The organism is Streptomyces sp. NPDC001220 (genome assembly GCF_053597895.1).
Map to the genome: position 1 here is coordinate 268,705 of NZ_JBSFJE010000005.1, position 26,454 is coordinate 295,158.

At 71.8% G+C, this 26,454-nt stretch carries 25 protein-coding genes; 14 read left to right on the plus strand and 11 right to left on the minus strand.

Going from position 1 to position 26,454, the window contains the following annotated elements:
- Nucleotides 1–39 precede the first annotated feature (39 nt).
- Nucleotides 40–942: a LysR family transcriptional regulator gene (locus ACWDGI_RS14680; protein WP_450758912.1), complete on the minus strand. Its 903-nt coding sequence runs from the start codon at nucleotides 940–942 to the stop codon at nucleotides 40–42.
- A gap of 81 nt (nucleotides 943–1,023) precedes the next feature.
- Between ACWDGI_RS14680 and ACWDGI_RS14685 the strand changes: the two genes are divergently transcribed.
- From ACWDGI_RS14685 to ACWDGI_RS14735, 11 genes are all read left to right on the plus strand, one after another.
- Nucleotides 1,024–1,947 (plus strand): DMT family transporter, encoded by a 924-nt coding sequence (locus ACWDGI_RS14685; RefSeq protein WP_450758914.1) that lies wholly within the window; start codon nucleotides 1,024–1,026, stop codon nucleotides 1,945–1,947.
- A 196-nt stretch (nucleotides 1,948–2,143) separates the two neighbouring features.
- Entirely contained in the window at nucleotides 2,144–4,765 is a 2,622-nt protein-coding gene (locus tag ACWDGI_RS14690) for a YfhO family protein (protein ID WP_450758916.1), read from the plus strand.
- Between the two features lie 22 nt (nucleotides 4,766–4,787).
- On the plus strand, nucleotides 4,788–5,762 hold the full coding sequence (locus ACWDGI_RS14695) for a glycosyltransferase family 2 protein (protein ID WP_450758918.1): 975 nt from the start codon (nucleotides 4,788–4,790) through the stop codon (nucleotides 5,760–5,762).
- Nucleotides 5,762–6,175 (plus strand): GtrA family protein, encoded by a 414-nt coding sequence (locus ACWDGI_RS14700; RefSeq protein WP_450758920.1) that lies wholly within the window; start codon nucleotides 5,762–5,764, stop codon nucleotides 6,173–6,175. The genes ACWDGI_RS14695 and ACWDGI_RS14700 overlap by 1 nt, the downstream gene beginning before the upstream one ends.
- Nucleotides 6,176–6,285: 110 nt before the next feature.
- Nucleotides 6,286–7,314, plus strand: coding sequence for an N-acetyl-gamma-glutamyl-phosphate reductase (gene argC, locus ACWDGI_RS14705; RefSeq protein WP_450758922.1), 1,029 nt, complete (start codon nucleotides 6,286–6,288; stop codon nucleotides 7,312–7,314).
- Nucleotides 7,311–8,465 carry a bifunctional glutamate N-acetyltransferase/amino-acid acetyltransferase ArgJ gene (gene argJ / locus ACWDGI_RS14710; protein ID WP_450758924.1) on the plus strand — a complete coding sequence of 385 codons (1,155 nt, stop codon included), beginning with the start codon at nucleotides 7,311–7,313 and terminating at the stop codon, nucleotides 8,463–8,465. The genes argC and argJ overlap by 4 nt, the downstream gene beginning before the upstream one ends.
- Nucleotides 8,462–9,379, plus strand: a complete 918-nt coding sequence (gene argB / locus ACWDGI_RS14715; protein ID WP_450758926.1) for an acetylglutamate kinase — start codon at nucleotides 8,462–8,464, stop codon at nucleotides 9,377–9,379. The genes argJ and argB overlap by 4 nt, the downstream gene beginning before the upstream one ends.
- Nucleotides 9,380–9,417: 38 nt before the next feature.
- The gene (locus ACWDGI_RS14720) at nucleotides 9,418–10,572 is read left to right on the plus strand and encodes an acetylornithine transaminase (protein WP_450759306.1); all 1,155 of its coding nucleotides are present in this window, start codon (nucleotides 9,418–9,420) and stop codon (nucleotides 10,570–10,572) included.
- 7 nt (nucleotides 10,573–10,579) lie between these two features.
- The gene (locus ACWDGI_RS14725; RefSeq protein ID WP_450758928.1) at nucleotides 10,580–11,125 is read left to right on the plus strand and encodes an arginine repressor; all 546 of its coding nucleotides are present in this window, start codon (nucleotides 10,580–10,582) and stop codon (nucleotides 11,123–11,125) included.
- A gap of 109 nt (nucleotides 11,126–11,234) precedes the next feature.
- Nucleotides 11,235–11,822: an RNA polymerase sigma factor gene (locus ACWDGI_RS14730; RefSeq protein ID WP_450758930.1), complete on the plus strand. Its 588-nt coding sequence runs from the start codon at nucleotides 11,235–11,237 to the stop codon at nucleotides 11,820–11,822.
- A complete protein-coding gene (locus ACWDGI_RS14735) occupies nucleotides 11,812–12,564 on the plus strand; it encodes a zf-HC2 domain-containing protein (RefSeq protein ID WP_450758932.1) in 753 nt (250 codons plus the stop codon). Before ACWDGI_RS14730 ends, ACWDGI_RS14735 begins: the two co-directional genes overlap by 11 nt.
- A 343-nt stretch (nucleotides 12,565–12,907) precedes the next feature.
- Here ACWDGI_RS14735 and ACWDGI_RS14740 read toward each other — a convergent pair whose 3' ends face one another.
- From ACWDGI_RS14740 to ACWDGI_RS14770, 7 genes are all read right to left on the minus strand, one after another.
- Nucleotides 12,908–14,722: an ABC transporter ATP-binding protein gene (locus tag ACWDGI_RS14740; protein ID WP_450758934.1), complete on the minus strand. Its 1,815-nt coding sequence runs from the start codon at nucleotides 14,720–14,722 to the stop codon at nucleotides 12,908–12,910.
- A gap of 76 nt (nucleotides 14,723–14,798) precedes the next feature.
- Entirely contained in the window at nucleotides 14,799–14,969 is a 171-nt protein-coding gene (locus tag ACWDGI_RS14745; protein ID WP_450758936.1) for a hypothetical protein, read from the minus strand.
- A 309-nt stretch (nucleotides 14,970–15,278) separates the two neighbouring features.
- The gene (locus ACWDGI_RS14750) at nucleotides 15,279–16,079 is read right to left on the minus strand and encodes an FAD:protein FMN transferase (protein ID WP_450758938.1); all 801 of its coding nucleotides are present in this window, start codon (nucleotides 16,077–16,079) and stop codon (nucleotides 15,279–15,281) included.
- Nucleotides 16,072–16,872, minus strand: a complete 801-nt coding sequence (locus ACWDGI_RS14755) for an FMN-binding protein (RefSeq protein WP_450758940.1) — start codon at nucleotides 16,870–16,872, stop codon at nucleotides 16,072–16,074. The genes ACWDGI_RS14750 and ACWDGI_RS14755 overlap by 8 nt, the downstream gene beginning before the upstream one ends.
- Nucleotides 16,873–16,915: 43 nt before the next feature.
- Nucleotides 16,916–18,298, minus strand: a complete 1,383-nt coding sequence (locus ACWDGI_RS14760; RefSeq protein ID WP_450758942.1) for a ferredoxin reductase family protein — start codon at nucleotides 18,296–18,298, stop codon at nucleotides 16,916–16,918.
- Nucleotides 18,299–18,357: 59 nt separating this feature from the next.
- Nucleotides 18,358–18,822, minus strand: coding sequence for an FMN-binding protein (locus ACWDGI_RS14765; protein ID WP_450758944.1), 465 nt, complete (start codon nucleotides 18,820–18,822; stop codon nucleotides 18,358–18,360).
- Nucleotides 18,823–18,832: 10 nt separating this feature from the next.
- A complete protein-coding gene (locus ACWDGI_RS14770; RefSeq protein WP_450758946.1) occupies nucleotides 18,833–20,188 on the minus strand; it encodes a ferredoxin reductase family protein in 1,356 nt (451 codons plus the stop codon).
- A 150-nt stretch (nucleotides 20,189–20,338) separates the two neighbouring features.
- On the opposite strand from ACWDGI_RS14770, the gene ACWDGI_RS14775 reads away from it, so the two are divergent.
- Nucleotides 20,339–21,079 carry a response regulator transcription factor gene (locus tag ACWDGI_RS14775; RefSeq protein WP_450758948.1) on the plus strand — a complete coding sequence of 247 codons (741 nt, stop codon included), beginning with the start codon at nucleotides 20,339–20,341 and terminating at the stop codon, nucleotides 21,077–21,079.
- Nucleotides 21,080–21,165: 86 nt separating this feature from the next.
- Nucleotides 21,166–22,611: a sensor histidine kinase gene (locus tag ACWDGI_RS14780; protein ID WP_450759308.1), complete on the plus strand. Its 1,446-nt coding sequence runs from the start codon at nucleotides 21,166–21,168 to the stop codon at nucleotides 22,609–22,611.
- Nucleotides 22,612–22,686: 75 nt separating this feature from the next.
- Here ACWDGI_RS14780 and ACWDGI_RS14785 read toward each other — a convergent pair whose 3' ends face one another.
- The 3 genes from ACWDGI_RS14785 to ACWDGI_RS14795 all read right to left on the minus strand — a co-directional run bounded on the left by ACWDGI_RS14785 (nucleotide 22,687) and on the right by ACWDGI_RS14795 (nucleotide 25,003).
- On the minus strand, nucleotides 22,687–23,391 hold the full coding sequence (locus ACWDGI_RS14785) for a L,D-transpeptidase family protein (protein WP_450758950.1): 705 nt from the start codon (nucleotides 23,389–23,391) through the stop codon (nucleotides 22,687–22,689).
- A 3-nt stretch (nucleotides 23,392–23,394) separates the two neighbouring features.
- Complete coding sequence (locus tag ACWDGI_RS14790) at nucleotides 23,395–23,982, minus strand: pyridoxamine 5'-phosphate oxidase family protein (RefSeq protein WP_450758952.1); 588 nt, start codon at nucleotides 23,980–23,982, stop codon at nucleotides 23,395–23,397.
- A gap of 142 nt (nucleotides 23,983–24,124) precedes the next feature.
- Nucleotides 24,125–25,003 carry a hypothetical protein gene (locus tag ACWDGI_RS14795; RefSeq protein WP_450758954.1) on the minus strand — a complete coding sequence of 293 codons (879 nt, stop codon included), beginning with the start codon at nucleotides 25,001–25,003 and terminating at the stop codon, nucleotides 24,125–24,127.
- A 213-nt stretch (nucleotides 25,004–25,216) separates the two neighbouring features.
- Between ACWDGI_RS14795 and ACWDGI_RS14800 the strand changes: the two genes are divergently transcribed.
- Nucleotides 25,217–26,413: an argininosuccinate synthase gene (locus ACWDGI_RS14800; protein ID WP_450758956.1), complete on the plus strand. Its 1,197-nt coding sequence runs from the start codon at nucleotides 25,217–25,219 to the stop codon at nucleotides 26,411–26,413.
- Nucleotides 26,414–26,454 lie beyond the last annotated feature (41 nt).

Genomic DNA, 26,454 nt, shown 5'->3' on the forward strand with positions numbered 1-26,454 from the left:
AGGAGTTGGAGCGTGCTCCAGGTCAAGCCCGCTTCGCGATCAGCCCCTGACGCGGATGGTCTCCGCCGCGGCCCGCAGCTCGCCGAGCACGGTCCGTACCGCCCTGCGGGCCGTGCGCTCGGGGCGGTGGAGCGCGTCGATGTGGCGGTGGGCCTCGATGCCGGCGAGGGGCCTGAGGGTGACGCCCGGGTGCGGGCGGGACGTCCAGCGGGGCATCAGGGCGATCCCGCCGCCCGCGGCGACCAGCTCGGCGACGACCGAGATCTCGTTGACGCGATGGACGATGTCGAGCCGGTGCCCGGCCGCGGCGGCGATCGCCTCGACGGTCGCGAGCAGCGGAAAGCCGTCGTGCACGGTGATCCAGGGCTCGCCGGACACGTCCCGCGCGGTCAGGGCGGTCCGCGCGGCCAGCGGGTGGCCGGCCGGCAGGGCGATGTCGAGGGGTTCGCGCAGCAGCGGGGTGGCCGCGGCGGTCCGCGGCCAGGGCGGCGCGTGGTCGAGACGGTGGGCGAGGACCAGGTCGTAGGCGCGGGTCAGGGGCGGGAAGTCGGCCTGGGCCACGTCCTCGTCGTGCAGGGTGATCCTCGGGGAGCCCGGGCCGCGCACCTGCCGCAGCAGCAGCGGATAGAACGCGGCGGCCCCGCTGTGGAAGGCCGCCACCGACACCGTGCCCTCGGGCTCGTCGACGTACTCCTCGACGGTGTGGCGGGCCCGGGCCAGTGCCGTCTCCACCCCGATCGCCGCGTCGGCCAGGGCCTGCCCGGCCGCCGTGAGCACCAGCCGGCGCCCGGCACGCTCGGTGAGCGGTACCGGCAGGGACCGCTGGAGCAGGCGCAGCTGCTGCGAGATCGCCGAGGGCGTCACCCGCAGCGCCTCCGCGACCGCCGTGACGCTGCCCAGTTCGCCCAGCTCCCGCAGGACGCGCAGCTGCCGTTCGTCCATGGCGTGAGTGTAGCTCTACTACAGGGTTGGTTGAGCAGGTCGTCGTTTACTTCAAAGTCCTGGCCAGGGATCGTGAACGGCATGCCGCACACCCGTCGTACCGATGGGGTGCTCCTGGCTCTCGCCGTCGTCTGGGGCTCCAGTTACCTGACGGCGAAGACGGCCACGGACACCCTCCCCGTGCTGATCGTCCTGTTCCTGCGCTACGCCATCGGCGCCGTCGTCTGCCTCGTCGCACTGCGCGGGTTCGGCTCGCTCACCCGGGACGAGAGGCGGTACGGGTCGCTCCTCGGCCTCACCCAGGCCGCCGTCCTCGTCCTGGAGACCTACGGTGTCGCCCACACCAGCGCCGGGAACGCGGGCCTGATCATCAGCCTGACCCTCGTCCTCACCCCTGTCCTGGACCGCGGGCGGCTGCCGGGGAGGTTCTTCCTCGCCGTCGGAGTGTGCGTCGTCGGCGTCGGGCTGCTGGTGTCCGGCAACGGGCTGCGCGCCCCCGGCGCCGGTGATCTGCTGATGCTCGGGGCCGCGGTGGTCCGGGCCGGTCATGTGGTGCTGGTCGGGCGGGTGACCGCGGGCCGGGCCGTGCGCCCGTTCCCGCTGACGGCCGTGCAGACCGCCGTCGGCGCGGTCCTCTTCCTGGGGCCGGCGGTGCCCGGACTGCCGGCGCTCGCCAGGACCGGCGCCGTCACCTGGGCCGAGCTGGTCTACCTCGCCCTGTGCTGCGGCCTGCTCGCGTTCCTCGCCCAGACCTGGGCGGTGCAGCGCACCTCCGCCACCCGGGCCAGTCTGCTGCTGGGCACCGAACCGGTGTGGGCCCTCCTGGTCGGCGTCGGCCTCGGCGGCGAACGCCTCACCGCCCTCGGAGTGCTGGGGGCCGTGCTGATCGTCTCGGGGACGTACTGGGGCCAATCCGTCGAACGCGCCCATCGGGCGGACTCCCCGGAGGCGGTGCGCGATACGGCCCTTCCTCACGCCGACACAGGCCTGCCACAGGCGCGTTAACCAGAAAAACATCTTCCAGAAATCTTTAGTTCCCTTTGAAGTCGCGAATTCTTTCCGCACTCGCACGCGGATTCGGAATTCGACGTATTACTTCATAGGTGAGGCACAACCATCAGGTACATCTACCCGTCTAAGTCGGCGAAACACCGACCAGCGGGGAGTAACACCCCCCGTTTTTCTCTGGGGGCCGCACACAATGAATCGCACGACCCTGACCGGGCGCGAACAGGGGGTGAAACCGGCGGGGGGCGAAGAGCGGGAGTCCGGACCCGCGCGACGGCCCGACGCCGATCCGCGCCGGGCGGCAGCCCTGCTCGCGGCGCTCCTCACCGCCGTCACCCTCTGCGCGGCCGACGTCGTGGCCCGCAGCTACCCCTTCGGCGCCCACACCCGCGACGTCAACGACCTCGGCAACCAGTACGTGCCCTTCCACGCGCACCTGTGGGACCTGCTGCACGGCAGGGCCGACGGCGGGATCGTCTTCAACTGGCAGTCCGGTTACGGCTCCAGCTTCCTGCCGGACATCGGCACCTATGTCAGCAGCCCGTTCGCCCTGCTGGTCGGGGTGTTCCCGCGCGACGAGATCGACCTCGCGGTGTATGTGATCACCGTGCTGAAGACGGCGGTCGCCGGTGCCGCCATGGCCTGGCTGCTGCTCACTCTGCGCCGGGGCCGCTGGTGGGGAGCCGGGATCCTGGGCGCCTCCTACGCCCTGTGCGGCTGGAGCCTCGCGCTCGCCTCCTTCAACCCGATGTGGCTCGACGGGCTGATCGCACTGCCGCTGCTCTGCCTGGTCGGCGAGTGGGCCACGGCCGGCCGGCGCCCGCTGCTCAGCGTGCTGATCGTGGCACTCGCCTGGACCGCCAACTTCTACACCGCCTACATGGCCACCCTCGGTGCCGCCCTGGTGCTGCTGCTCCGGCTGGTCCTCGCCGAACTGCCGTGGCGGCGGGCACTGGCGGTGGTCGGCCGGGCCGCGGTCGTGGTCGGGCTCGGGGTCGGTCTGGCCGCGCCGCTGGTGATCGTCGTCTACTCCGGCACCAAGCACGCCTACCCGGGCCGCGAGGGCCACTTCGCCCCGGTGGGGGCCGACGACCTGTTCGCCCGGCTGCTGCCGACCACCTACAGCTACAGCTCCCCGGCCCTCTACGTCGGCATCACCGCGCTGGTGCTCGCCCTGGCCCTGCCCTTCCACCGGAAGGTGCCGGTCCGGGTGCGGGCGGGCTGGACGGTGCTGGTGCTCGCCGTGGGCCTGTCCCTGCAGTGGGCGCCGACCAGCCTGGCCTGGCACGCCTTCGCCGCCCCCAACGGCAGCTCCTACCGGCAGGCCTTCGTGTTCTGCGCCCTGCTGGTCATAGCGGCTTGGCACGCCCTTGCCTACGGGCTGCCGGACCGGCGTGCCCTGGGTGCGGCCGCCGTGCTCCTGGCCCTGGTCGGCGCCGTCGCCAGCCGCAGCGCCCTGACCCAGCAGCACTCCCACCACACCTGGCCGGTGGTGCTGCTCGCGGTCGCCGGTGCCCTCGGCGGACTCGCGCTCCTGAGTCTCAGGGACGGCCGGCCCGTCCTCGCCGCACTCGCCGCGGTGCTGCTGGTCGGCGCCCAGTTCGGCGAGGCCGCCGCCACCTCCGCCGTGGCCACCCACATGCGCCTCAGCCAGATGGACGACTACGCGCCCTGGGGAGACCGCCAGCAGCGGGAGGCGGACGCCGTGGCCGAGGCCGACGCCTGGCCGAAGTACCGCACCGAACCCGGCCGCGAACAGACCGTCGCCAACGACCCGATGATGGTCGGCGGCCAGGGCTCCCAGTACTACAGCAGCCTCACCTCCGACGTCCTCAGCCGTACCCTCACCGCGCTCGGCGGCGGCTGGACCTCGCGCGGCCGCAGCCTGCAGAGCCTCGACAACCCGGTCACCGACGCGGTCTTCTCGGTGGGCGCCCGGGTGCACAACCCGCCGGACCCGCACCAGAAGTGGCTGCCCCAGGGCGGCGGCCCGTCGACCGTCACCCGCGAGGACGTCCCGCCGCTGGTGACCGTACGGCCCACCGCCCCGCGCACCACCCCGGCCTCGTTCGGCCCCTCGCCGTACCGCAACCAGGAACTGCTGCTCGGCACCCGTGTCTACACCCTGCCCCGCACCACCCTCAGCGGTGCGCGCAAGGGCGACGAGGCGCGCGGGCTGCTGGTCGACGGAGCGCAGACGCTCACCGCGCGCTGCCAGGCCGGCACCGAGGCGTTCCTGTGGGCGCCGCACTACTCCGGTACGGCACAACTGGCCAGCGGCGGGGAGCGGCGGCTCTACCGGTCCGACGCCCAGGGCACGAAGATCGCCGCGATGCAGCCGCTCGGCACGGTACGCGCCTCGGGGCAGGTGCGGATCGACCTGAAGCCCGACCGGCTCGGCCGGGTCCCGGCGCAGGGCGCGGTCGGCTGCCTCGACACCGGCGAACTACGCGCCGCCGTACAGCGGTTGAAGGCCACGGGGGCGACCGAGGTGACCGTCTCCGGCGGCACCCTGCACGCCCGCCTCCCCGCGGGCAGCACGGGAACCGCCGTCGTGGCCGCCCCGCGCATCGCCGGCTGGCGCTGCTCCGCCGGGGGCGACGAGGTCGCGGCGGGCGAGTTCCACGGCCTGATCGCCGTCCCGCTGGGCGCCTCGGCCACCAGTCTCACCTGCACGTTCCACCCGCCCGGCCTGCGCCTGGGCACGGCCGTCGGCGGCGCCTCGCTGCTGACCCTGATCCTGCTCGGCATCTTCTCGGCCGTGCGCCGCAGAACCGCCGTCCGCTCCGGCGAGCGCACGACCACCGCCCACTGACCCGTCCCCAGGGGAGAAACCCATGCTGATATCGATCGTCGCGCCCTGTTACAACGAGGAAGACGTCATCGAGCGCTTCCACGAGCAGGTCCAGAAGATCGCCAACGAGCTTCTGCCGCTCGGTCACGACATGGAGTTCGTGTACGTCGACGACGGCAGCCGGGACAGGACGCTGTCCCTGCTCAGCCAGATCGCCGACGGCGACTCGCGCGTCCGGTACGTCTCCTTCAGCCGCAACTTCGGCAAGGAGGCCGCCCTGCTCGCCGGCCTGAAGCACGCCACCGGCGACGCCGTGATCGTCATGGACGCCGACCTCCAGCACCCGCCGTCGCTCATCAAGCGCATGGTCGAACTGCGCGGCGAGGGCTACGACCAGGTCATCGCCAAGCGCACCCGGCAGGGCGACCGCTTCACCCGCACCTTCACCGCCCGCCTCTACTACCGGCTGATCAACCGGCTCGTCGACGTCGAACTCGTCGACGGCGTGGGCGACTTCCGGCTGATGTCGCGCCGGGTGGTGGACGCGATCGTGGACCTCACCGAGTACAACCGGTTCTCCAAGGGCCTGTTCGCCTGGGTCGGCTTCCCCAGCACCACCTTCGAGTACGAGAACGCGGTGCGCGAACACGGCTCCAGCTCCTGGTCGTTCCGCAGCCTGCTCAACTACGGCCTCGACGGGCTGCTCTCCTTCAACAACCGCCCGCTGCGCGCAGCGCTCTACCTCGGCATGACCCTGCTGGCCCTGGCCGGCGTGTACACGGCGTGGATCGTGGGCGGAGCGATGATCAACGGCGTCCAGACGCCGGGCTATGTCACCATCATCACAGCCGTCACCGCCCTGGCCGGCGTACAGATGATCATGCTCGGGGTCATCGGGGAGTACACCGGCCGGATCTACTACGAGGTCAAGGGGCGCCCGCACTTCCTGGTGAAGGCGACGAACGTGCACCGAACGGAAGACCGCACCCGCGGCACGACGAAGGACCTCATCCCCTGATGCCGAACGCCCTGACGACCACCGGACCCACCCGCCCGATATCGGGCCAGATCATCACCTTCGCGGTGATCGGGGTCATCAACACGGCGACGTACTACGGCCTCTACCTGCTGTTCCTGATGTATTTGCCGTACCTCGCCGCGCATATTCTCGCGTTTCTGCTGAGCATGATCGGTTCGTTCTTTCTCAATGCGAAGTTCACTTACCGAATACGGCCCACCTGGCGTAAGTTCCTGCTGTTCCCGCTGACCAACGCGACGAATTTCGTGATCACCACGGTGGGGGTGTACGTGATCGTCGACGTCCTGCACGCCGGCAGCAGGTTCGCTCCGCTGATGGCGTCGGCGGCGGCGATTCCGGTGACTTTCGTGGTGTCGCGCTGGGTCATGCTCCCGAAGGTGGAGGCGGCATAGGGAGGGCGAGCGCCTCCTCGACGAGGACGCCGAGACCGCGGGTATGCGGTGGCTCCGTTGCATAAAAGTGCAGAGAACCGTATAGTCATGCCATCCAGAGGAGGATGGACATGGCGGTACGTGCGGCGGTTGCCGGAGCGAGCGGATACGCGGGCGGAGAGGTCCTGCGACTGCTCCTCGCACACCCCGAGGTCGAGATCGGTGCCCTGACCGGCAACTCCAACGCCGGGCAGCGCCTGGGCGGGCTCCAGCCGCACCTGCTGCCGCTGGCCGACCGCGTGCTGGCGGAGACGACCCCCGAGGCCCTCGCCGGGCACGATGTCGTCTTCCTCGCCCTGCCGCACGGCCAGTCCGCCGCCGTCGCCGAGCAGCTCGGCCCCGACGTCCTCGTCGTCGACATGGGCGCCGACTTCCGCCTCGAGGACCCGGCCGACTGGGAGCGCTTCTACGGCTCCCCGCACGCCGGTACCTGGCCCTACGGCCTTCCCGAACTGCCGGGTGCCCGCGCCGCGCTGGAGGGGTCCAGGCGCATCGCGGTACCCGGTTGCTACCCCACCGCCGTCTCGCTCGCCCTGTATCCGGCCTACACGGCCCAGATCGCCGAGCCCGAGGCGGTGATCGTCGCCGCGTCCGGCACCTCCGGCGCCGGCAAGGCGGCCAAGCCGCACCTGCTGGGCAGCGAGGTCATGGGCTCCATGTCGCCGTACGGCGTCGGCGGCGGCCACCGGCACACCCCCGAGATGATCCAGAACCTCAGCGCGGTCGCGGGGGAGCGGATCGCCGTCTCCTTCACGCCGACCCTCGCGCCGATGCCCCGGGGCATCCTCGCCACCTGCAGCGCCGCGGCGAAGAGCGGCGTGACCGCCGAGTCCGTCCGGGCCGCCTACGAGAAGGCCTACGCCGACGAGCCCTTCGTCCACCTGCTCCCCGAGGGGCAGTGGCCCGCCACGGCGTCCGTCTACGGTTCCAACGCCGTTCAGGTACAGGTCGCATACGACGAGGCCGTCGGCCGCATCATCGCGATCAGCGCCATCGACAACCTGACCAAGGGCACCGCGGGCGGTGCCGTCCAGAGCATGAACCTCGCCCTGGGTCTCCCCGAGACCACCGGGCTGACCACGATCGGAGTTGCGCCGTGAGCGTGACGGCAGCGAAGGGATTCACGGCCGCGGGCATCGCGGCCGGGATCAAGGAGAACGGCAACCCCGACCTGGCCCTCGTGGTCAACAACGGACCCCGCCGTGCCGCCGCGGGCGTCTTCACCTCCAACCGGGTGAAGGCCGCGCCGGTGCTGTGGTCCGAGCAGGTCCTCAAGAGCGGCCAGGTCTCGGCCGTCGTCCTCAACTCCGGCGGCGCCAACGCCTGTACCGGCCCCAAGGGCTTCCAGGACAGCCACGCGACGGCCGAGAAGGCCGCCGAGGCACTGGGGCGCGGTGCCATCGAGGTGGCCGTCTGCTCGACCGGTCTGATCGGCGTCCTGCTCCCCATGGACAAGCTGCTCCCCGGCATCGACACCGCCGCCGCCCAGCTGTCCGAGCACGGCGGCGAGAAGGCCGCCATCGCCATCAAGACCACCGACACCGTGCACAAGACGTCCGTGGTGACCGACGAGGAGGGCTGGACGGTCGGCGGCATGGCCAAGGGCGCCGGCATGCTCGCCCCCGGCCTCGCCACCATGCTGGTCGTGCTCACCACGGACGCCGTCGTCGACAGCGAGGTCCTGGACAAGGCGCTGCGGGCCGCCACCCGGACCACCTTCGACCGCGTCGACTCCGACGGCTGCATGTCCACCAACGACACCGTGCTGCTGCTCGCCTCCGGCTCCTCCGGGATCGCCCCGGGGTACGAGGAGTTCGCGGAGGCCGTACGGCAGGTCTGCGACGACCTCGGCCAGCAGCTGATCCGGGACGCCGAGGGCGCCAGCAAGGACATCAGGGTCGAGGTGGTCAACGCGGCCAGCGAGGACGACGCCGTCGAGGTGGGCCGCTCCATCGCCCGCAACAACCTCCTCAAGTGCGCCATCCACGGCGAGGACCCCAACTGGGGGCGGGTGCTCTCCGCCATCGGCACCACCAGGGCCGCCTTCGAGCCGGACCGGCTCAACGTCGCCATCAACGGCGTCTGGGTCTGCAAGAACGGCGGCGTCGGCGAGGACCGCGAGAAGGTCGACATGCGCTACCGCGAGGTGCACATCGTCGCCGACCTGGCGGCCGGCTCCGAGACCGCCACCATCTGGACCAACGACCTGACCGCCGACTACGTCCACGAGAACAGCGCTTATTCGTCATGAGTACTACGCGCAAGCACACCGCGCTGCCCAAGGCGCAGACCCTCATCGAGGCGCTGCCCTGGCTGGTCCGTCACAACGGCAGGACCGTCGTCATCAAGTTCGGCGGCAACGCCATGATCGACGAGGACCTGAAGGCCGCCTTCGCCCAGGACGTCGTCTTCCTGCACCACGCCGGCCTCAAGCCGGTCGTCGTGCACGGCGGCGGCCCGCAGATCAGCGCCGCCCTCGACAAGCACGGCATCGTCAGCGAGTTCAAGGCCGGGCTCCGGGTCACCACCGAGGACGCCATGGACGTCGTACGGATGGTGCTCGCCGGGCAGGTCCAGCGCGAGCTGGTCGGCCTGCTCAACCAGCACGGACCGCTGGCCGTCGGGCTCACCGGCGAGGACGCCCACACCATCACCGCCACCAGGCACCGGCCCGAGATCGACGGCGAGTTCGTCGACATCGGGCGGGTCGGCGAGATCACCGCGATCGACACGGGCGCGATCGAGGCCCTGCTCGCCGACGGCCGGATCCCGGTCGTCTCCTCGATCGCCCGCTCCCAGGACGACAGCGATTCGAGGCATGTCTACAACGTCAATGCTGATACGGCGGCTGCGGCACTCGCTGCTGCGCTGGGCGCCGAGACCCTCATGGTCCTCACCGACGTCGAGGGCCTTTACGAGGACTGGCCGAACTCCGACGAGGTGATCAGCCGTCTCACCGCTTCCCAACTGGAGAAGCTGCTGCCGGAGCTGAGCTCCGGCATGGTGCCGAAGATGGAGGGCTGCCTGCACGCCGTACGCAACGGCGTCACCACCGCCCGCGTCATCGACGGCCGGGTCCAGCACTCGATCCTGCTGGAGATCTTCACGGACGAAGGCATCGGCACGATGGTCGTGCCCGACGAGCAGGAGGGGAAGCAGTCGTGAGCAACCAGGAACTGGCCACCCGGTGGCAGGGCGCGCTCATGAACAACTACGGCACCCCGCGGCTGCCCCTGGTGCGCGGCGAGGGCGTCAAGGTGTGGGACACCGAGGACCGGCAGTACTACGACTTCGTCGGCGGTATCGCCACCAACGCGCTGGGCCACGCCCACCCGGCGATCGTGGAGGCCGTCAGCGGGCAGATCGCCGCCCTCGGCCACATCTCCAACTTCTTCATGGCCGAGCCCACCGTCACCCTCGCCGAACGGCTGCTGCAGCTCTTCGGGCGCGACGGCAGGGTCTTCTTCTGCAACTCCGGCGCCGAGGCCAACGAGGCCGCCTTCAAGATCGGCCGGCTGACCGGGCGGACCCACATGGTCGCCACCGACGGCGGCTTCCACGGCCGTACGATGGGCGCCCTCGCGCTCACCGGGCAGCCCGCCAAGCAGGACCCGTTCCGCCCGCTGCCCGCCGACGTCACGCACGTGCCCTACGGCGACGCGCAGGCGCTGGCCGCCGCCGTCACCGAGGACACCGCCCTGGTCGTCATCGAGCCCGTGCAGGGCGAGAACGGCGTGATCGTCCCCCCGGCCGGCTATCTCAAGGCGGCCCGCGCGATCACCGCCGCCACCGGCGCGCTGCTCGTCCTCGACGAGGTGCAGACCGGCATCGGCCGGACCGGCACCTGGTTCGAGTACCAGGCCCACGAGGGCGTGCTGCCCGACGTCGTCACCCTCGCCAAGCAGCTGGGCGGCGGACTGCCGCTCGGCGCGACGGTGGCCTTCGGCCGGGCCGCCGACCTCCTCCAGCCGGGCCACCACGGCACGACCTTCGGCGGCAACCCGGTCGCCTGCGCCGCCGGGCTCGCCGTTCTCGACACCATCGAGAACGAGGGATTGCTGGAGAACGTCAAGCGGCAGAGCGAGAAGTTGCGGGACGGAATCGAGGGCCTCGGCCACCGGTTGATCGATTATGTCCGGGGCGCGGGTCTCCTCCTGGGTATCGTGCTCACCGAGCCGCTGGCAGCGCAGGTGCAGCAGGCGGCTCAGGAGGCCGGGTTCCTGGTGAACGCGCCCGCCCCGGACGTCGTTCGGCTGATGCCCCCGCTGAACCTCCGCGACGACGAGGCGGACGCGCTGCTCAGTGCCCTGCCCGGCATCCTCGACGCAGCGAGCGGGGACGGACGATCCGGAGAATGAGACGACGATGAGCCACGCGCAGGAGTTCGACCAGTCCGGCGGGGCGGGGCCCGCGGTACCGCAGACCCGGACCGCCCGGCACCGCCGGATCGTGGACATCCTCAACCGGCAGCCGGTGCGCTCGCAGAGCCAGCTCGCGAAGCTGCTCGCCGACGACGGGCTGACGGTCACCCAGGCGACGCTCTCCCGGGACCTCGACGAGCTGAACGCGGTGAAGATCCGCAACACCGACGGGGAGCTGATCTACGCGGTGCCGAGCGAGGGCGGTTTCCGTACCCCGCGGGCGCCGCTGGGGGAGTCGGCGAAGGAGGAGCGGATGCGGCGCCTCTCCCAGGAACTCCTGATCTCCGCGGAGGCGTCGGCGAACCTGGTCGTCCTGCGGACCCCTCCGGGGGCGGCGCAGTTCCTCGCGTCCGCGATCGACCAGGCGGAGCTGCAGGACATCCTGGGGACCATCGCGGGAGACGACACACTGCTGCTCATCAGCCGTGAGCCCACCGGCGGACAGGCCCTCGCGGACCACCTGCTGCGCCTGGCCCAGAACGGCCACTGACCCGCGTGCGGGGCCCGGCCCGCCGACGGACAATGGGCATGTGATCTTCCGCGACGGGCGGACAGGCGGGAGAGCAATCCCCTGGCGGCCGTCGAACGTATACAGAGGTGTGTCGGGATTCCGGTTCCCTGTCGGCCGCCTCCCGGACGAGGCTCTGCTGTCCGGGCTGGCCACCGGAGATCCGGAGCTCGCTGTGATCTTCGTACGGAGGTTCCAGCACCGGGTCTTCGGCGTCGCCATGGCCGTCACCGGGGACCAGCAGCTCGCCGAGGACATCGCCCAGCAGACCTTCGAGCGCGCCTGGCGGCATGCCCAGATCTACGACTCGCGCCGCGGCTCGGTCGCGACCTGGCTGACCACCATCGCGCACAACCTCGCCGTCGACGCCGTCCGCGCACGGCGGACCGAACCGATGGCACCCGAGGACCTCGACCCCCTCCTCGACGCCGTCACCGAGACCCCCGAGCGGTGGGCGCTGGCCGACGAGGCCTCCACCCAGCTCCGGGCCGCACTGGCACGGCTGCCGCGGGAACAGGCCAGGGCCCTGATGATGGCAGGCATATACGGCATGACCGCCCAGCAGATCGCCGACGTGGAGAAGATCCCGCTGGGCACCGCCAAGACGCGGATCAGAGCGGCGATGGCCAAGCTCCGCACCGCACTCGCGTCTCCGAAGCGAGGCGACCATGTCCAGTGACGCGCACTGCGAGAAGCTGCGGGAGGTCGGCGCCGAGCTGGCGCTGGGCGTACTGCCCGGCCGCGAGCGGGCCGAAGCCGTCGCCCATCTGGACGGGTGCGCGGACTGCCGGGAGTACGTACGCCAACTGACCGGGATCGGCGACCGGTTGATCGGCCTGTTGCCGGACGGCACACCGCCGCCCGGCTTCGAGACCCGGGTGGCGCGCAGCCTCACCGAGCAGGCGGCGGGACCCGAGGGGCAGCGGCCGACCGCCCGCGCCCCCCGCAGCTGGCGCAGCCACGCCCGGCGGGCCAGGCTGCGGCTCGCGGCGGTCGCCGCCACCCTCGCCGTCGCGGTCGGGTTCGCGGGCTGGGCGATCGGCAGCGCGGTCGAGGGGGCCGTCACCGCTTCGCCCACCGTCGAGTCCGAGCCCGTACTGGTCGGGGACATGACCCCGGCCGGCGGCGGGCAGCCCGTCGGCGAGGTGTACGCCCACCCCGGCAGCCCCGGCTGGATCTTCATGTCCGTGGCCCTCACCGGCACCCCGTACACCGGCAAGGTCACCTGCCTCCTCGAACGTGCCGACGGCGCCACCGTCAGGGTCGGCGAGTTCCCGCTGCGCGCCGGACGCGGCAACTGGGGCGTGGCGGTACCCGTCGACCTCACCCAGTACACCGGCGCCCGTCTGACCTCCCCCGCCGGCACCGTCCTGGCCACCGCCGAGCTGCAGAAGGGCAAGGTGGTGGCCCCGCGGACGTGAACCGCCCGCCTCGAGTACGCACCGGAAGACCCGCACCGGTACTCGAGGCGCCGTGCATGCCGAGCCGGCCGGTGGGCGTGAGCTGCGCCGGCGCGAGGTGACCGGCGACCGGCCGGGCGCCCGGCACCGGCCGCGAAGCTCCGCCCGTGAAGGTTCATGTCAGCGCGGCGCCCGCGCAGTGCCCGCGGGGTTCACGGCAGCGCACCGCCCGTGCTCGTGTCCGCGGGGTTCACGGCAGCGCGCCGCCCGTGCTCGTGCCCGCGGGGTTCACGGCAGCGCGCCGCCCGTGCTCGTGCCCGCGGGGTTCACGGCAGCGCGGCGCCCGTGCTCGTGTCCGCGGGGTTCACGGCAGCGCGGCGCCCGCGCTCAGCCGGTGCAGCCGGGCGTATGCCCCCTCCCGTCCCAGCAGATCCGCGTGGGCGCCGTCCTCGACGACCCGGCCGCGGTCGAGCACCACGATGCGGGTGGCGTCGCGGACGGTCAGCAGGTTGTGGGAGATGACGACCGTCGTCCGTCCGGCCATCAGCCGGCGCAGCGGGTCCATGATCCGTCGGCCCGACCGCACGTCCAGCCCGGCCGTCGGTTCGTCGAGGAGGAGCACCGGCGCGTCCCGGATCATCGCCCGGGCGATCGCCAGCCGCTGGCACTGTCCGCCGGAGAGCGTCCGGCCGCGCTGCCCGACGAGCGTGTCGTAGCCCTCCGGCAGCCGCTCGACGAACTCGTGCGCGTCCGCGGCCCGCGCCGCCGCGACGATCTCCGCCTCCGTGGCCCCCGGCCGGCCGTAGGCGATGTTGTCCCGCACGGTGCCGTGGAAGACCAGCGTCTCCTGCAGCACCACCGCCACGCTCTCCCGCACGCCGGACAGACTGAGTTCGCGCAGGTCGGTCCCGTCCAGGCGGACCGCGCCCCGGTCGGGGTCGTAGAACCTCAACTGCAGCTTCGCGAGCGTGGACTTGCCCGCTCCGCTCGCCCCGACCAGCGCCAGCGTCTCCCCGGGCGCCACGTGGAAGGAGACGCCGGACAGCGCCCAGGCCGCCGTACCGGGATAGCGGAACCACACCCCGTCGAACTCGACGTCACCGTGCGCCCGGCGGATCCGCCGGGCCCCCGGCGCTTCGGTCACCTGGGGCCGCTGGTCCAGCAGTTCGATGATCCGTTCCGCCGATGCGGAGGCCGCGTAGAAGGTGGTGCCGAGCCCGGACAGGCCGTGCACCGGGCTGTACAGCTTGCCGATCAGGGCGAGGAACACCAGCAGGCCGCCGAGGGTGAGCTGGCCCTGCGCCAGCTTCCAGGTGCCGAGGCCCAGCACCGCGAGACTGCCCGCCACCTCGATGAACTCGACGACGGGTCCGTACACGGCACGGATCCGTGCCGAGGCCATCGCGGCCCGGAACCTGCCGACGTTCTCCCGGTCGAACCGGCGCCCCTCCCACTCCTGCCGGTTGTACGCCTGCACCAGCACCACGTTGCCCAGCGACTCCTCGGCGATCGCGCTGAGCGAGCCGCCGCGCCGCCTGCGCTCCCGTGACGCGTCCTTGATCAGCCGGGAGAAGTGCCGGGCGGAGCCCCAGAACAGCGGCACGATGACGAGGGCGAGCAGGGTCAGGTCCCAGCGCAGGTAGAACAGCAGACCGACGAAGACACCGAGGCGGATCACGTAGTACAGGGCGTCCGCCACGCCCGAGAGCAGGAACGTCTCCACGGCGTCGACGTCGCCCGTGACCCGGGAGAGCACGTCCCCGAGCCGCCGGCGCTCGAAGAAGCCCAGCGACAGCCCCTGGACGTGCCGGAAGACATCGGAGCGCAGCGACAGCAGAAACCGTTCGCCGACCCAGGTGGACGTCACGTCGTCGGCGAAGCCCAGCACGCCGGAGCAGACGACGAGACCGAGACAGGCCGGTACGACCCACAGGAACGGGCGCAGATCCCGGGGGACCAGCACGTCGTCCACGACGATCTTGAACAGCCAGAGTTCCGCCGCGTCGACGACCGGGGCGGTCAGGCTCAGCAGGACGACGGGCACCAGCCAGCGGCGGCCACCGCGGGTGTACGGCCAGAACCGCCGGAACACCTCGCGTGGGGAGACCGGGGGAGCGGCCGCGACCACGATGCCGGAGGGATCGCCGGCCGGCAGCGGACGCCGTGGCACGTGCGCCATGACAGGGTTCCTCGGAAACCGCCGGCGGAGCGGACCGGCTGACCCGGTTTCCGGTCCGCTCCGCCTTCAGGTGTGGTCAGTAGTGGTCGTGCCCGTGCCGGTCGCCGTGGTCGTGCCGGTCACCGTGGCGGTCGTGGCGGTCGCGATCGTGGTCGTGGTCGTGCCCGTGGTCGTGGCCGTGCCGGTCGTTGTGATCGTGGTCGCGGTCCCGATGGTTGAACGGCATGAGGTTGCTGAAGACGGCCATGGTGTTCCTCCTGAAACTTGCTTCACAGGGGGTACGGCCGGGAGGGGCGTTGGGATGGCGTTTTACGGGACGAATCTGAAATACCTCGCGGCGGAGTCCGACTGTCGATCGGCTGCGGGTGGTTCGTGGCTGGTCGCGCAGTTCCCCGCGTCCCTACGGGGCGCTGCCCAGTCGCCCCCTTCCCCGGCTGCTCGGCTGCCGGCGGGCGTGCCGCAGGGCGGCACGGGCGGGCGCGGCGGCACCCGGCAAGCGCCGGTGAGCGCCGGTGAGCGCCGGTGAGCGCCGCGGCGAGCGTCCCTACCCCCCACCTCAGCCCAGACGGGCGGCCAGCCCCCCGGTGCAGCGCACCTCATCGCCCGCGGTGATCAACAGCCCCTCCACACCCGGCAGCGACTCCAGCCAGGCCAACCCGGCCCGCGACCCCATCGCGAACGCCGCCGTGGCCCAGCAGTCCGCCCAGGTCAGACGGGGGCCGACCACCGTCACCGCCACCAGGTCGGTCACCGCCGACTTTCCGGTCCGCGGGTCGACGATATGGGCGCCCCGCTCCGCCGTACCGGACGTCGCCACCGCCAGCTCGTCCACCCCCGCCGCCGTGATCACCGCCGCCAGCCCGCCCGGCCTGAGCGGATCGGCGATGCCCACCCGCCATGCCCGGGTGGGCTCGGGTGCGCCGAACATCTGGACGTCGCCGCCCCCGTTCACGCTCACCCCGGTCACCCCGGGCACCCGCGCCAGCGCCCGCGCCGCCCGCTCGACGGACCAGCCCTTGACGATGCCGGTGGGGTCCAGGCTCCCCCGGTAGCGGGTGCTGAACCAGTCGTCGCTCACCCGCTCCGCCTCGGCGGCGAGCTCCAGCACCTCGGACACCGAGGGGTCGCACTCCGCGAGGCCGATCTCCTCCCGCGCCAGCCTGGAGACCTGGCTGTCCTCGCGGTAGGTGCTGAACACCTCGTCGACCCGGTGCAGTCCGGCGACCGCCTCGTCGAGGGCGGTCCGTACGGCATCGGGATTCCCGCCACGGACGTCGAAGGAGAAGACGGTCCCCATGACCTCCTCCGCATGACGTACCGCGGCGTGAGCCTCCGCGTCCGCCACCGTCTCAGCCACCGGCCTGGTCCAGCGCCGACTGCAGCGACTGCTTGTAGCCGGTGCTGGTGTAGGTGGCTCCGGAGACCGAGTCGATGTTCGCGTTCCCCGCCGCCACCGCCTCCTGGTTGAGCTTCGGTACGGACAGCGCGGTCTTCTGGTCGCTGGTGCCGCCCTTGGGCGCCTGGACGGCCTCCGCCTTGGTGATCTTTCCGCCGGAGACGGTGATCCGGACCTGCACCGGACCGTACTGGGTCTGCGCGACCTGCCCGGTCACCGTCCTGGCCTGCGCCTGCGCGGAGCCGGAGGAGCCCGACGAGGAGCCGGAGGAACCCGACGAGGAGCCGGTCGCGCCCGCCGTCGCCTTCATCCTGTCCAGCGCCGACTGCAGGGACTGCTTGTAGCCGGTGCTGGTGTAGGTCGCGCCGGAGACCGAGTCGATGTTCGCGCTCTGCGCGGCCACCGTCTCCTTGTTCAGCTGCGGCACCGACAGCGCGGTCTTCTGGTCGCTGGTGCCGCCCTTGGGCGCCTGGACCGCCTCGGCCTGCGTGATCTTGCCGCCCGCGACGGTCAGCCGCACCTGCACGACCCCGTACTGGGTCTGGGTCGCGTCACCGGTGACGGTGGTGGCGCCGGCGGCCCCGGTGCCGCCCTGCGGCGACTCCTGGCCCGCCGCCGCGGCCGAGGGGGCCGCGCCCGCCGCCGACGCGGACGCCGGGTCGGACGACGGCTTCAGCGACAGCAGCAGCACGACACCGGACACGGTCGCCGCGGTGGCCAGCACCACCCGCCGGATGGGGTGACTCTTCCTCATCGTTTCCGAACTCCCGATTCCCTGGATTCCGTGGTCCCGTCGCTCACATCTCGAACGACTCGTGATGGATGCGGCGGGCGGGAACCCCCGCGCCGCGCAGCGCTTCGTACACTCCCTGCGCGAACCCGGGCGGGCCGCACATGAAGACGTCGTGGTTGTCGATGTCGGGGATCTTCCGCTGGAGGTTCTCCGCGGAGATGTCCGGCCGCTCGCCCTCCGGGCTGTTGACCGCGTACATCAGCCGGGCCCCGCGCTCGTTGGCGATCTTGGCCAGTTCGTCCCAGAGCGCCAGGTCCTGCGTGGTGTTGGCACGGTAGAGCAGCGTCAGGTCGCCGGCGGCGCCGGGCAGCGTCTCGAACAGCGCCCGCATGGGCGTGATCCCGACGCCGCCCGCCACCAGCAGAACCTTGCCGCGGCTGCGCCGGGACGCGGTCATCGCCCCGTACGGCCCCTCGGCCCACACCTTGGTTCCGGGCCGAAGTTCGCGCAGCCGCGCGCTGTGGTCGCCGATCGCCTTGACGGTGATCCGCAGCATGTCGGGGCGGGGCGCCGCCGACAGCGAGTACGGGTGCGAACTGAACCGCATCCCGGGGGCCATGAACCGCCAGCGGAAGAACTGGCCGGACTGCGCGCCCATCCGGTGCAGCTTGCGCCCGCCGATCAGCACCGACACGATGCCCGGCGTCTCCTCGATGACCGCCTCGACCCGCATCCGGTGCCGCAGGTTGAGCCGGATCGGGGTGAGGATCCGGTACCAGACGACCAGCGCGGTGACGGCGCCGTACAGGCCGTACCAGAAGGTCTTGGCGATCGGCGTGAGGGCGAAGTCGTTGCCGGTGGTGATCTGGTGCCAGAAGGTCAGGAACACCGCCGCGTACGTGAGCAGGTGCACGTGGTACCAGGTGTCGTACGGCATCCTGCGCCGGACCGGGCCGACCGAGGTGAGGCCGATGACCACGAACAGGCCGGTGCCGATGGCCGCCTTGCCCATGTCGGGGAGCTGGTTGATGGAGTCGATGGTCTGCTGGACGATGTCGTTCAGCGTCTTGCCGGCCTGCAGGGCATAGCCCCACATGATGAGGAAGACGTGCGCGAAGACCAGGCAGAGGGTGTAGCGGCCGCTCATCGCGTGCCAGCGGGCGACGCGGTCGGAGCCGACCCGCCGCTCCAGCGCCGGCACCCGGGCCATCTGCAGCACGACGAGCGCCATCAGGTACCCGGCCAGCAGCCCGGTGATGCGGCCGGCGTTGAGGATCTTGCCGTTCTGGTCGGCGATGGACGGGGTGTTGTGCCACCACAGCCACAGCACGGCCGCCGCGCCCGCCCATACGGCGAGGAGCAGCGGTACGGCCGGGGAGCGGCGCGGGCGGATGCGGCGCATCGTCTGGCGGCGGGCGGCACGTCCGCCTGCGAGCGTGGTGGTCACGGTTCCTCCGTGGGGACTTGACCCTTGGCCCACAGATACGTGCGGCACAGCCTGAGTGTTCAGAGACCCGCCGAGTCCAGCGCGGACTGGAGTGACTGCTGGTAACCCTCGCTGGTGTAGGTGGCCCCGGAGACGGTGTCGATCCGCGCGCTCTGTGCCGTCAGCGCCTCGCTGCGCAGCTGCGGCAGGGCGTAGTCGTTGATCTGCTGGTCCCGGGGGTTGTCCTGCGGGTACTGGAGCGCGGTGACGTCGGTGATCTTCCCGCTCTTGATGGTCACCCGCACCTGGACGGGGCCCCAGCGGGTCTGGACGGTGTCCCCGGTGACCGTCCTGGTACCGGTGGCGCCGCCCGACCCGCCGGGTGCGGCGCTCGCACTGCTCGACGGGGCGGGCGCCGCCGACTCCGTGACCACGGTCGGGGCGGTGTGCGGCTTCAGCGCCAGCAGCATCACCATCCCGCAGACGGTGGCGGCGCTCGCCAGCGTGATGCGGCGCAGGGGCCGGTTCTTGCTCAGTGCGTGCACGGCGGGGGCCTCACAGCTCGAAGGACTCGTGGTGGATACGGCGGTCGGGCACCCCGGCGGCGCGCAGCGCCCCGTACAGCTCCTCGGCGAAGCCGTGCGGACCGCAGAGGTACACGTCGTGTCCGGCGAGACCGGGGACGGCCGCCCGCAGTGCCTGTGCCGTGAGGGCGGGGCGTTCCCCCTGCGGGCCGTTGAGGGCGTACAGCACCTGGGCCCCGCGCCATCGTGCGATCGCCTCCAGCTCGCCGCCCAGCGCGAGGTCCTGCGCGGTACGTGCCCGGTAGAGCAGCGTGACCTCGCCGGGCAGCGTCTCGAAGAGCGCCCGCAGCGGGGTCACGCCGACGCCGGCCGCGATCAGCAGGGTCCGGTGGCCGGTGGCCCGGTCGGCGGTGAGGGAGCCGTACGGGCCCTCCGCCCACACCCGGGTGCCGGGGCGCAGCAGCGACACGGCCGCGCTGTGGTCGCCGAGTGCCTTGACGGTGATCCGCAGCAGATCGCCGCGCGGCGGCGCCGAGAGCGAGTACGGCGTCGACGTCCAGCCCATGCCGTCGCCGCCGAGGAACCGCCAGCGGAAGAACTGCCCGGCCCGCGCCCCGAGTTCGTCGATCCGCCGGCCGCCCACCACGACGGAGTACACGCCCGGCGCCTCCTGCCGCACGGACTCCACCCGAAGCCGGTGCCGGAGGTTGAGCCGTACCGGAGCCAGGATCCGGAACCACCCGACCAGGCCCGCGACCCCCAGATACAGCGCGTACCACAGGGCGGTGGCGACCGGCTTGCCTTTGAGGTCGTTGCCGAGCGCGAGCTGGTGGCCGAAGGCCAGGAAGACGGCCGCGTAGGTGAGGAGGTGGACGTAGTACCAGAACTCGTGACTGGTACGGCGGCGCACCGCCCGCACCGAGGTGACCCCGACCGCGAAGAGGATCACCGTGCCGGCCGTGGCCTTGAGCATCTCCGGGTAGTGAAGGACGACATCCACCGTCTCGTGGACGAGCGAGGCGTGGTCCTGGGCGGCGTACCCGGTGAGGATCAGCGCGACGTGGACGACCAGCAGACAGACCGTGTACCGGCCGGCCATCGCATGCCAGCGGGCGACCCGGTCCGAGCCGATCCGCACCTCCAGCAACGGCACCCGGGCCATCAGGCCGACGAGCACCGCACAGGCGTACCCGCACAGCAGCCCGGCGATCCGGCCGGCCCCGGTCAGCCAGCCCGCCGCACCGACGACCGAGCCGGTGTCCGACCACCACAGCGCGAGCACGGCCGCCGCCCCCGCCCACACCACGGCGAGCACGGCGGCGGCGGGGGAGCGGCGCGTGGCCACGGGCACGGCCGGGGCCGTACGCCGTTCGTCCACGGTCGTCATGAGTCGGGTCCTTTCTCCGTCCGGTGCAGTCACTGTGCAGGCCGAACCTCTGAGCGACCTCTCAGTGGCCCCGGCTCAGCCGACTCAGAGCAAACTCAGAGGACCAGGGGTCACCGCTCCCCGTCCGCAGGGGTGATGCTGGTAGACGCGATGAACACCACCCGTTCCGGCCGCCCCGCCCTCACCCGACCCGACGGCACCCCGCTCCGCGTCCTCGTCGTCGACGACGACCCCGACCTGGCGGAGGTGCTCACCGGCGCCCTGCGCTACGAGGGCTGGGAGGTCCGCGAGGCCGGCGACGGCGCATCCGCGCTGGCCGCGGCCCGTGAGCTGCTGCCGGACGCGGTGGTCCTCGACGTGCTGCTCCCGGACACCGACGGCTTCGCCGTGCTCCGGTCGCTGCACCGGGTCAAACCGGACGTCTGTGTGCTCTTCCTCACCGCCCGGGACGCCGTGGAGGACCGGATCGCCGGTATCACCGCGGGTGGCGACGACTACGTCACCAAGCCCTTCAGCCTGGAGGAGGTCGTCGCCCGGCTGCGCGGACTGCTGCGCCGCGCCGGCATGGCCCGCCAGCCGGACGAGGGACCCCGGCTCGTCGTCGGTGACCTGACCATGGACGAGGAGGCCCGTGAGGTGAGCCGGGCCGGCGAACTGATCGAGCTCTCCCCGACCGAGTTCGAACTCCTCCGCTTCCTGATGCGCAACCCGCGCCGCGTCCTCAGCAAGGCACAGATCCTGGACCGGGTGTGGTCCTACGACTTCGGCGGCCGCGCCCATGTCGTGGAGCTGTACATCTCCTACCTGCGCAAGAAGGTGGACGCGGGCCGCGAGCCCATGATCCACACGGTCCGCGGCGCGGGCTACGTCCTCAAGCCGGTGACCAGGTGAGACTCGTACGACAGCTACGACAGCTACGACAGCTACGACAGCTACGGCAGCTACGACAGCTACGACAGCCAGGCCGGCTACGGCGCCTGCCCCGCCCCCGCACCCTGCGCGCCCGCCTCACCGCCGGCCTGGTCGTCCTGCTCGCGCTGAGCTGCGCGGCCGTGGGCGTCGCGGCCGTGGTCGAGCTGAACGGCTTTCTCACCGGGCGCCTGGACCAGCAGCTCCAGCAGACCGGGCCGAGTTTCCCGCAGTCCCTGGAACACGGCACGTACAAGCCCAGTGACCGCGACGGCGACGAGCACGGCGACACCCGGCGCCAGGCCGCCGGCACCTTCGGCGCCCGCCTCCTCAACGGCCGGGTCACCAACGCGGCCCTGATCCCGTCCGGCGCCGACCCCGACCTGACCGTCGGCCTCACCGCGGCGGACCGCGCGGCCCTCGCCCGGCTGCCGGTGGACGGCAGGGCGCACACGGTCCCGCTCGCCTCGATCCACGACTACCGGCTCCTGGCCTGGACCGGCCGCGACGGCGACGTCCTGATCACCGGGCTCCCCCTGGAACCGGTCCGGGCCACCGTGCACCGCCTGGAACTGGTCTGCGCCGCCGTCTTCGGCCTCGCCCTGGCCGTGACCGGGGTGGCGGGCGCCCTCTGGGTCCGCTGGTCCCTGCGTCCCCTGAGCCGTGTTGCGGCGACGGCCACCCGGGTCAGCGAACTCCCGCTCGCCAGCGGCGAGGTGGCCCTGCCGGCCCGGGCGCCCGGCTCCGATCCCCGAAGCGAGGTCGGGCGGGTCGCCACCGCCTTCAACCGCATGCTGGGCCATGTCGAGGACGCGCTGACGAAGCGCCACGCCAGCGAGGAACGCCTCCGCTCCTTCGCCGCCGACGCCAGCCACGAACTGCGCACCCCGGTCGCCTCGGTCCGCGGCCACGCGGAACTGGCGCTGCTCCATCCGGGCCCGCTGCCTCCCGAGATCACCCGGGCCCTGGAGCGCATCGCCGCCGAGTCCTCCCGGATGGGCGAGATGGTCGACGATCTCCTCCTGCTGGCCCGCCTGGACGCGGGCCGCCCGCTGGAACGGCACCCGGTCGACCTCACCCGCCTGACCCTGGACGCGGTGACGGACGCCCGCGCCACGGGCCCGGACCACCGCTGGACCCTGGACCTGCCCGAGGAACCGGTGACGGTGCCGGGGGACACGCACCGCCTGCAACAGGTGCTGGCCAACCTGTTGGCCAACGCGCGTCTGCACACGCCCGTGGGCACCAAGGTGACGGTGACGCTGGAGACGGACGGCGGGACGGCGGTCCTCCAGGTCCACGACGACGGCCCGGGCATCCCGGCAGACATCCAGCCGGGCGTCTTCGAACGCTTCACCAGAGCAGAACACCGCCGCCGCGCGGACGCCTCCGGCGGGGGAGCGGGCCTGGGCCTGTCGATCGTGGCGGCCGTGGTGGAGGCGCACGCAGGGACGGTCGCCCTGGCAAGCGCCCCGGGATCAACGACGTTCACGGTCAGGCTCCCGCTCGGGTGAGCCGGTCAGGACCGGTTCCCCGGTGCTACCGCGGGCCGTCGCACCCATCGACGGGCACCACGGGCACCACCGTCGTCAGTACCGGGTGATCGCCGTGGCCCCGCTCGCGGTCCCGATGGCGATGTGCGGCGCCCGGGAAGGATCCGCCCACCGCAGGATCTCCCGCATCGTGTCCAGGGGTACCGACACGCAACCGGCGGTGGCGCCCTGCCCGTTGACATGCAGGAAGATCCCGGCACCCCGCCCCCGCACGGGCCGCTCGTAGTTGAACCCGATCACCAGCGCGTGCGCGTACGGCGTGGTGTACGACGACAGCTGTTCCGACTCGGCGGCACGGCAGTCGGCCGGCAACGGTTCGACCCAACGGTTGTAGGAGGTCGAGTCGTTGTCCTCGCACCACCACGAATCGGCCTTCACCGCCCGGTAGTCGACGGAAGTCCCGGCCGGCGCCGGCTGGATGCCGAACCCGAAGGGAACGTCGTACAACCCCGTCGGGGTCGTGTTCGTACCCTGCTGCCGCTGGGCTCCCTCGACCAGACCCTTCGCCCCGAACCGGGCCGGGGCCGACCCGGCCTGCGCCCACTGCCCGTCCCGGCGCTCCCACCAGGTCAGAGTCCCCGAGACCGAATTCAGCGCGGAGGCCTCCGCGGTGATCAGCTGGTCGCCGCCGCCCGTGTCGGCCATACGCGCGGGCAGCGGCGCGGCGTCCCCGCCCCCCGGTGCCGCGCCGAGCAGCAGCAGGGACGCGGTGACAAGGGTGACGACGATGCCTGGACGCATGGCTCAGACGCTAGACGGCGGCAGCGGCAACGGCAGCCCGGGTAGGCCATCCAGGCTCACCGCGATGTGGTCCTTCTTCTCGAAGTACGCGCTCAGCGAGGCGTCGTCCTCGCGCGCGAAGCGCCTCCCGTGCAGGTCGCGGTCGGCGTCGTACGCCATGTAGGGGACGGCGTAACCGCAGGTGTCCCGGACGAGTTCGGCGTGCACGACGATGATCGCGCGCAGGCCGTGCGGGGTGGGGTCGATGCCGGGGAAGCGGGTCAGCAGTTCGCCGAAGCGCGGATCGTCGCGGAAGACCGGCTCGCCGCGGCCGTGCACCCGCACGATGTTCGGCGGGCCCTGGAAAGCGCACCACATCAGGGTGATGCGGCCGTTCTCCCGCAGGTGGGCGATGGTCTCGGCGTTGGAGCCGGCGAAGTCCAGGTAGGCCACGGTGTGTTCGTCGAGCACCGCGAAGGAGCCCTTGAGGCCCTTGGGGGAGAGGTTGACCGTGCCGTCGCCCGCGAGCGGGGCGGTGGCGGTGAAGAACAGGGGCTGTTCCTCGATGAACGTGCGGAGCCTGCCGTCGATGCGCTCGTAGGTCTTTCCCATACCAGGGAATTATCGGCGCGTTTCCTTCGGGCGGCCGAGCAATTCCGGCATCCGGACGCCACGGTCGGGCCCAGGCCTTCGGACACCACTGTGGCCGCCCCGGCCGGCGCTGTACACGGGGCGGCCACAGCTGCCTGTCACGTCACTTGGTGAGCGTGCAGGCGGCCAGGGAGTCGAGACCGGCCGGCTTGGCCGACGTACGGCCGATCGCGATCGCGATCCGGTCGATGGTCGACTTCCGCTTGTCCGCCAGGGGGCCGAGGATCGCGTTGTTCACGAAGTTCGGGCCGCCCTGGCCGACCGTGGTCCGAAGCCGGTTGTCGGCCTCGTCGATCTGAGTCTGGAGCAGGGTGAGGTTCCGGTCGACCTCCGCCTGCGCGGACGCGGGGATCGCCGGCAGCCGCGAGGCGACGTCCGGGCAGCTGATCGTGCCCACCGCGGAGCCGCTCGTGCCGGTGCCGCCGGTCGACTGCTGCTGGGTGGCCGCCGTGCTCGGCGTGGCCGAGGCCGTGCCCGCCGCCGTACCGCTGCCGGTGTTCGTGCCGCTGCCGGTGTTCGTGCCGGTCCCGCTCGCGTTCAGGGCGCAGGGCGCCAGCGCGTCCAGGCCGGTCGGCTTGGCGGCCGTCCGGCCGATCGCCGTCGCGATCCGGTTGACGGTCGCCACCCGCTTGTCCTTGAGGGGGCCGAGGATCGCGTTGTTCACGAAGTTCGGCCCGCCCTGGCCCACCGTGTCGGCGAGCCGCTTGTTTGCCTCCTGGATCTGCGTCTGGAGGAGCGTGAGGTTGCGGTCCACCTCGGCCTTCGCGGAGGCGGGCACCGCGGGCAGCCGCGAGGCGACGTCCGGGCAGGTGATGGTGGAGGGCGAGGCGGCGAGGGTGCGCGCATTGCTCGTGCCACTGCTCTTGTCGGGCGTACCGGCGAGGGCCGAACCGGCGATGACCGCACCGGACAGCGCCACGGCGGCGGCACCGCCGATGAGTGCGACGCGACGCTTGTTGTACTTCGGAAGAGCCCTGGACATGCGGATGCCTCACTTGGGTCAGAGGTGGGTTTACAAAGGCGGCGCCGGCGTTCAGGCATGGGTACGAGAAAGCGGTTTCGTTTGTTCAAACCCCTTTCATAAATCTCCGATGCGGCCCGGAAGGGCGCCGTGACCGGAGCGGGCCGGATTGACGAATCATGCAGAGCTCTGCATACTCATGCATAGCCAGAAGATGTACGTGAGGAGGGACCCATGACCGAGCGCGTCGTACTCGCCTACTCGGGCGGGCTGGACACCTCCGTCGCCATCGGCTGGATCGCCGAGGAGACGGACGCCGAGGTCATCGCCGTCGCGGTGGACGTCGGCCAGGGCGGCGAGGACCTGGACGTCATCCGCAAGCGCGCGCTCGCGTGCGGCGCGGTCGAGGCCGAGGTCGCCGACGCCAGGGACGAGTTCGCCGAGGAGTACTGCCTCCCGGCGATCAAGGCCAACGCCCTCTACATGGACCGCTACCCGCTGGTCTCCGCCCTCTCCCGGCCGGCGATCGTCAAGCACCTGGTCGCCGCCGCCCGCAAGCACGGCGCCACCACGGTCGCCCACGGCTGCACCGGCAAGGGCAACGACCAGGTCCGCTTCGAGGCCGGCATCGTCGCCCTCGCCCCCGACCTGACCTGCATCGCCCCGGTCCGCGACTACGCGATGACCCGCGACAAGGCCATCGCCTTCTGCGAGGCGAAGCGCCTTCCGATCGCGACCACCAAGAAGTCCCCGTACTCCATCGACCAGAACGTCTTCGGCCGCGCCGTCGAGACCGGCTTCCTGGAAGACATCTGGAACGGCCCGATCGAGGACATCTACGAGTACACCCAGAACCCGGCCGTCCCGCGCGAGGCCGACGAGGTGGTCATCACCTTCGAGGCGGGTGCCCCGGTGGCGATCGACGGCAAGCCCGTCACCGTGCTCCAGGCGATCCAGGAGCTGAACCAGCGCGCGGGCGCCCAGGGCGTCGGCCGCATCGACCTGGTCGAGGACCGGCTCGTCGGCATCAAGTCCCGCGAGGTGTACGAGGCGCCGGGCGCCATCGCGCTCATCACGGCCCACCAGGAACTGGAGAACGTCACCGTCGAGCGTGAACTCGCCCGCTACAAGCGGCAGGTGGAGCAGCGCTGGGGCGAACTCGTCTACGACGGCCAGTGGTTCTCCCCGCTCAGGCGCGCCCTGGACGGCTTCGTCGACGAGGCCAACCAGCACGTCACCGGCGACATCCGGATGACCCTGCACGGCGGCCGCGCGGTCGTCACAGGCCGCCGCTCTGCGTCCTCCCTCTACGACTTCAACCTCGCCACCTACGACACCGGCGACACCTTCGACCAGGCCGCGGCCAAGGGCTTCATCGACATCTACAGCCTGTCGTCGAAGATCGCCGCGCAGCGCCGACTGCGGGCGTAGCCCGACGCGGCCTCGCCCGAGCAGTAGCGTGACAACCGCCT

Bases quoted from the DNA above. Each gene is read 5' to 3' on its own strand.
- ACWDGI_RS14680 (WP_450758912.1), bottom strand. From the start codon at position 942: ATGGACGAACGGCAGCTGCGCGTCCTGCGGGAGCTGGGCGAACTGGGC.
- ACWDGI_RS14685 (WP_450758914.1), top strand. From the start codon at position 1,024: ATGCCGCACACCCGTCGTACCGATGGGGTGCTCCTGGCTCTCGCCGTC.
- ACWDGI_RS14690 (WP_450758916.1), top strand. From the start codon at position 2,144: ATGAATCGCACGACCCTGACCGGGCGCGAACAGGGGGTGAAACCGGCG.
- ACWDGI_RS14695 (WP_450758918.1), top strand. From the start codon at position 4,788: ATGCTGATATCGATCGTCGCGCCCTGTTACAACGAGGAAGACGTCATC.
- ACWDGI_RS14700 (WP_450758920.1), top strand. From the start codon at position 5,762: ATGCCGAACGCCCTGACGACCACCGGACCCACCCGCCCGATATCGGGC.
- argC (WP_450758922.1), top strand. From the start codon at position 6,286: ATGGCGGTACGTGCGGCGGTTGCCGGAGCGAGCGGATACGCGGGCGGA.
- argB (WP_450758926.1), top strand. From the start codon at position 8,462: ATGAGTACTACGCGCAAGCACACCGCGCTGCCCAAGGCGCAGACCCTC.
- ACWDGI_RS14720 (WP_450759306.1), top strand. From the start codon at position 9,418: ATGAACAACTACGGCACCCCGCGGCTGCCCCTGGTGCGCGGCGAGGGC.
- ACWDGI_RS14725 (WP_450758928.1), top strand. From the start codon at position 10,580: ATGAGCCACGCGCAGGAGTTCGACCAGTCCGGCGGGGCGGGGCCCGCG.
- ACWDGI_RS14735 (WP_450758932.1), top strand. From the start codon at position 11,812: ATGTCCAGTGACGCGCACTGCGAGAAGCTGCGGGAGGTCGGCGCCGAG.
- ACWDGI_RS14740 (WP_450758934.1), bottom strand. From the start codon at position 14,722: ATGGCGCACGTGCCACGGCGTCCGCTGCCGGCCGGCGATCCCTCCGGC.
- ACWDGI_RS14745 (WP_450758936.1), bottom strand. From the start codon at position 14,969: ATGGCCGTCTTCAGCAACCTCATGCCGTTCAACCATCGGGACCGCGAC.
- ACWDGI_RS14755 (WP_450758940.1), bottom strand. From the start codon at position 16,872: ATGAGGAAGAGTCACCCCATCCGGCGGGTGGTGCTGGCCACCGCGGCG.
- ACWDGI_RS14770 (WP_450758946.1), bottom strand. From the start codon at position 20,188: ATGACGACCGTGGACGAACGGCGTACGGCCCCGGCCGTGCCCGTGGCC.
- ACWDGI_RS14775 (WP_450758948.1), top strand. From the start codon at position 20,339: ATGAACACCACCCGTTCCGGCCGCCCCGCCCTCACCCGACCCGACGGC.
- ACWDGI_RS14785 (WP_450758950.1), bottom strand. From the start codon at position 23,391: ATGCGTCCAGGCATCGTCGTCACCCTTGTCACCGCGTCCCTGCTGCTG.
- ACWDGI_RS14790 (WP_450758952.1), bottom strand. From the start codon at position 23,982: ATGGGAAAGACCTACGAGCGCATCGACGGCAGGCTCCGCACGTTCATC.
- ACWDGI_RS14795 (WP_450758954.1), bottom strand. From the start codon at position 25,003: ATGTCCAGGGCTCTTCCGAAGTACAACAAGCGTCGCGTCGCACTCATC.
- ACWDGI_RS14800 (WP_450758956.1), top strand. From the start codon at position 25,217: ATGACCGAGCGCGTCGTACTCGCCTACTCGGGCGGGCTGGACACCTCC.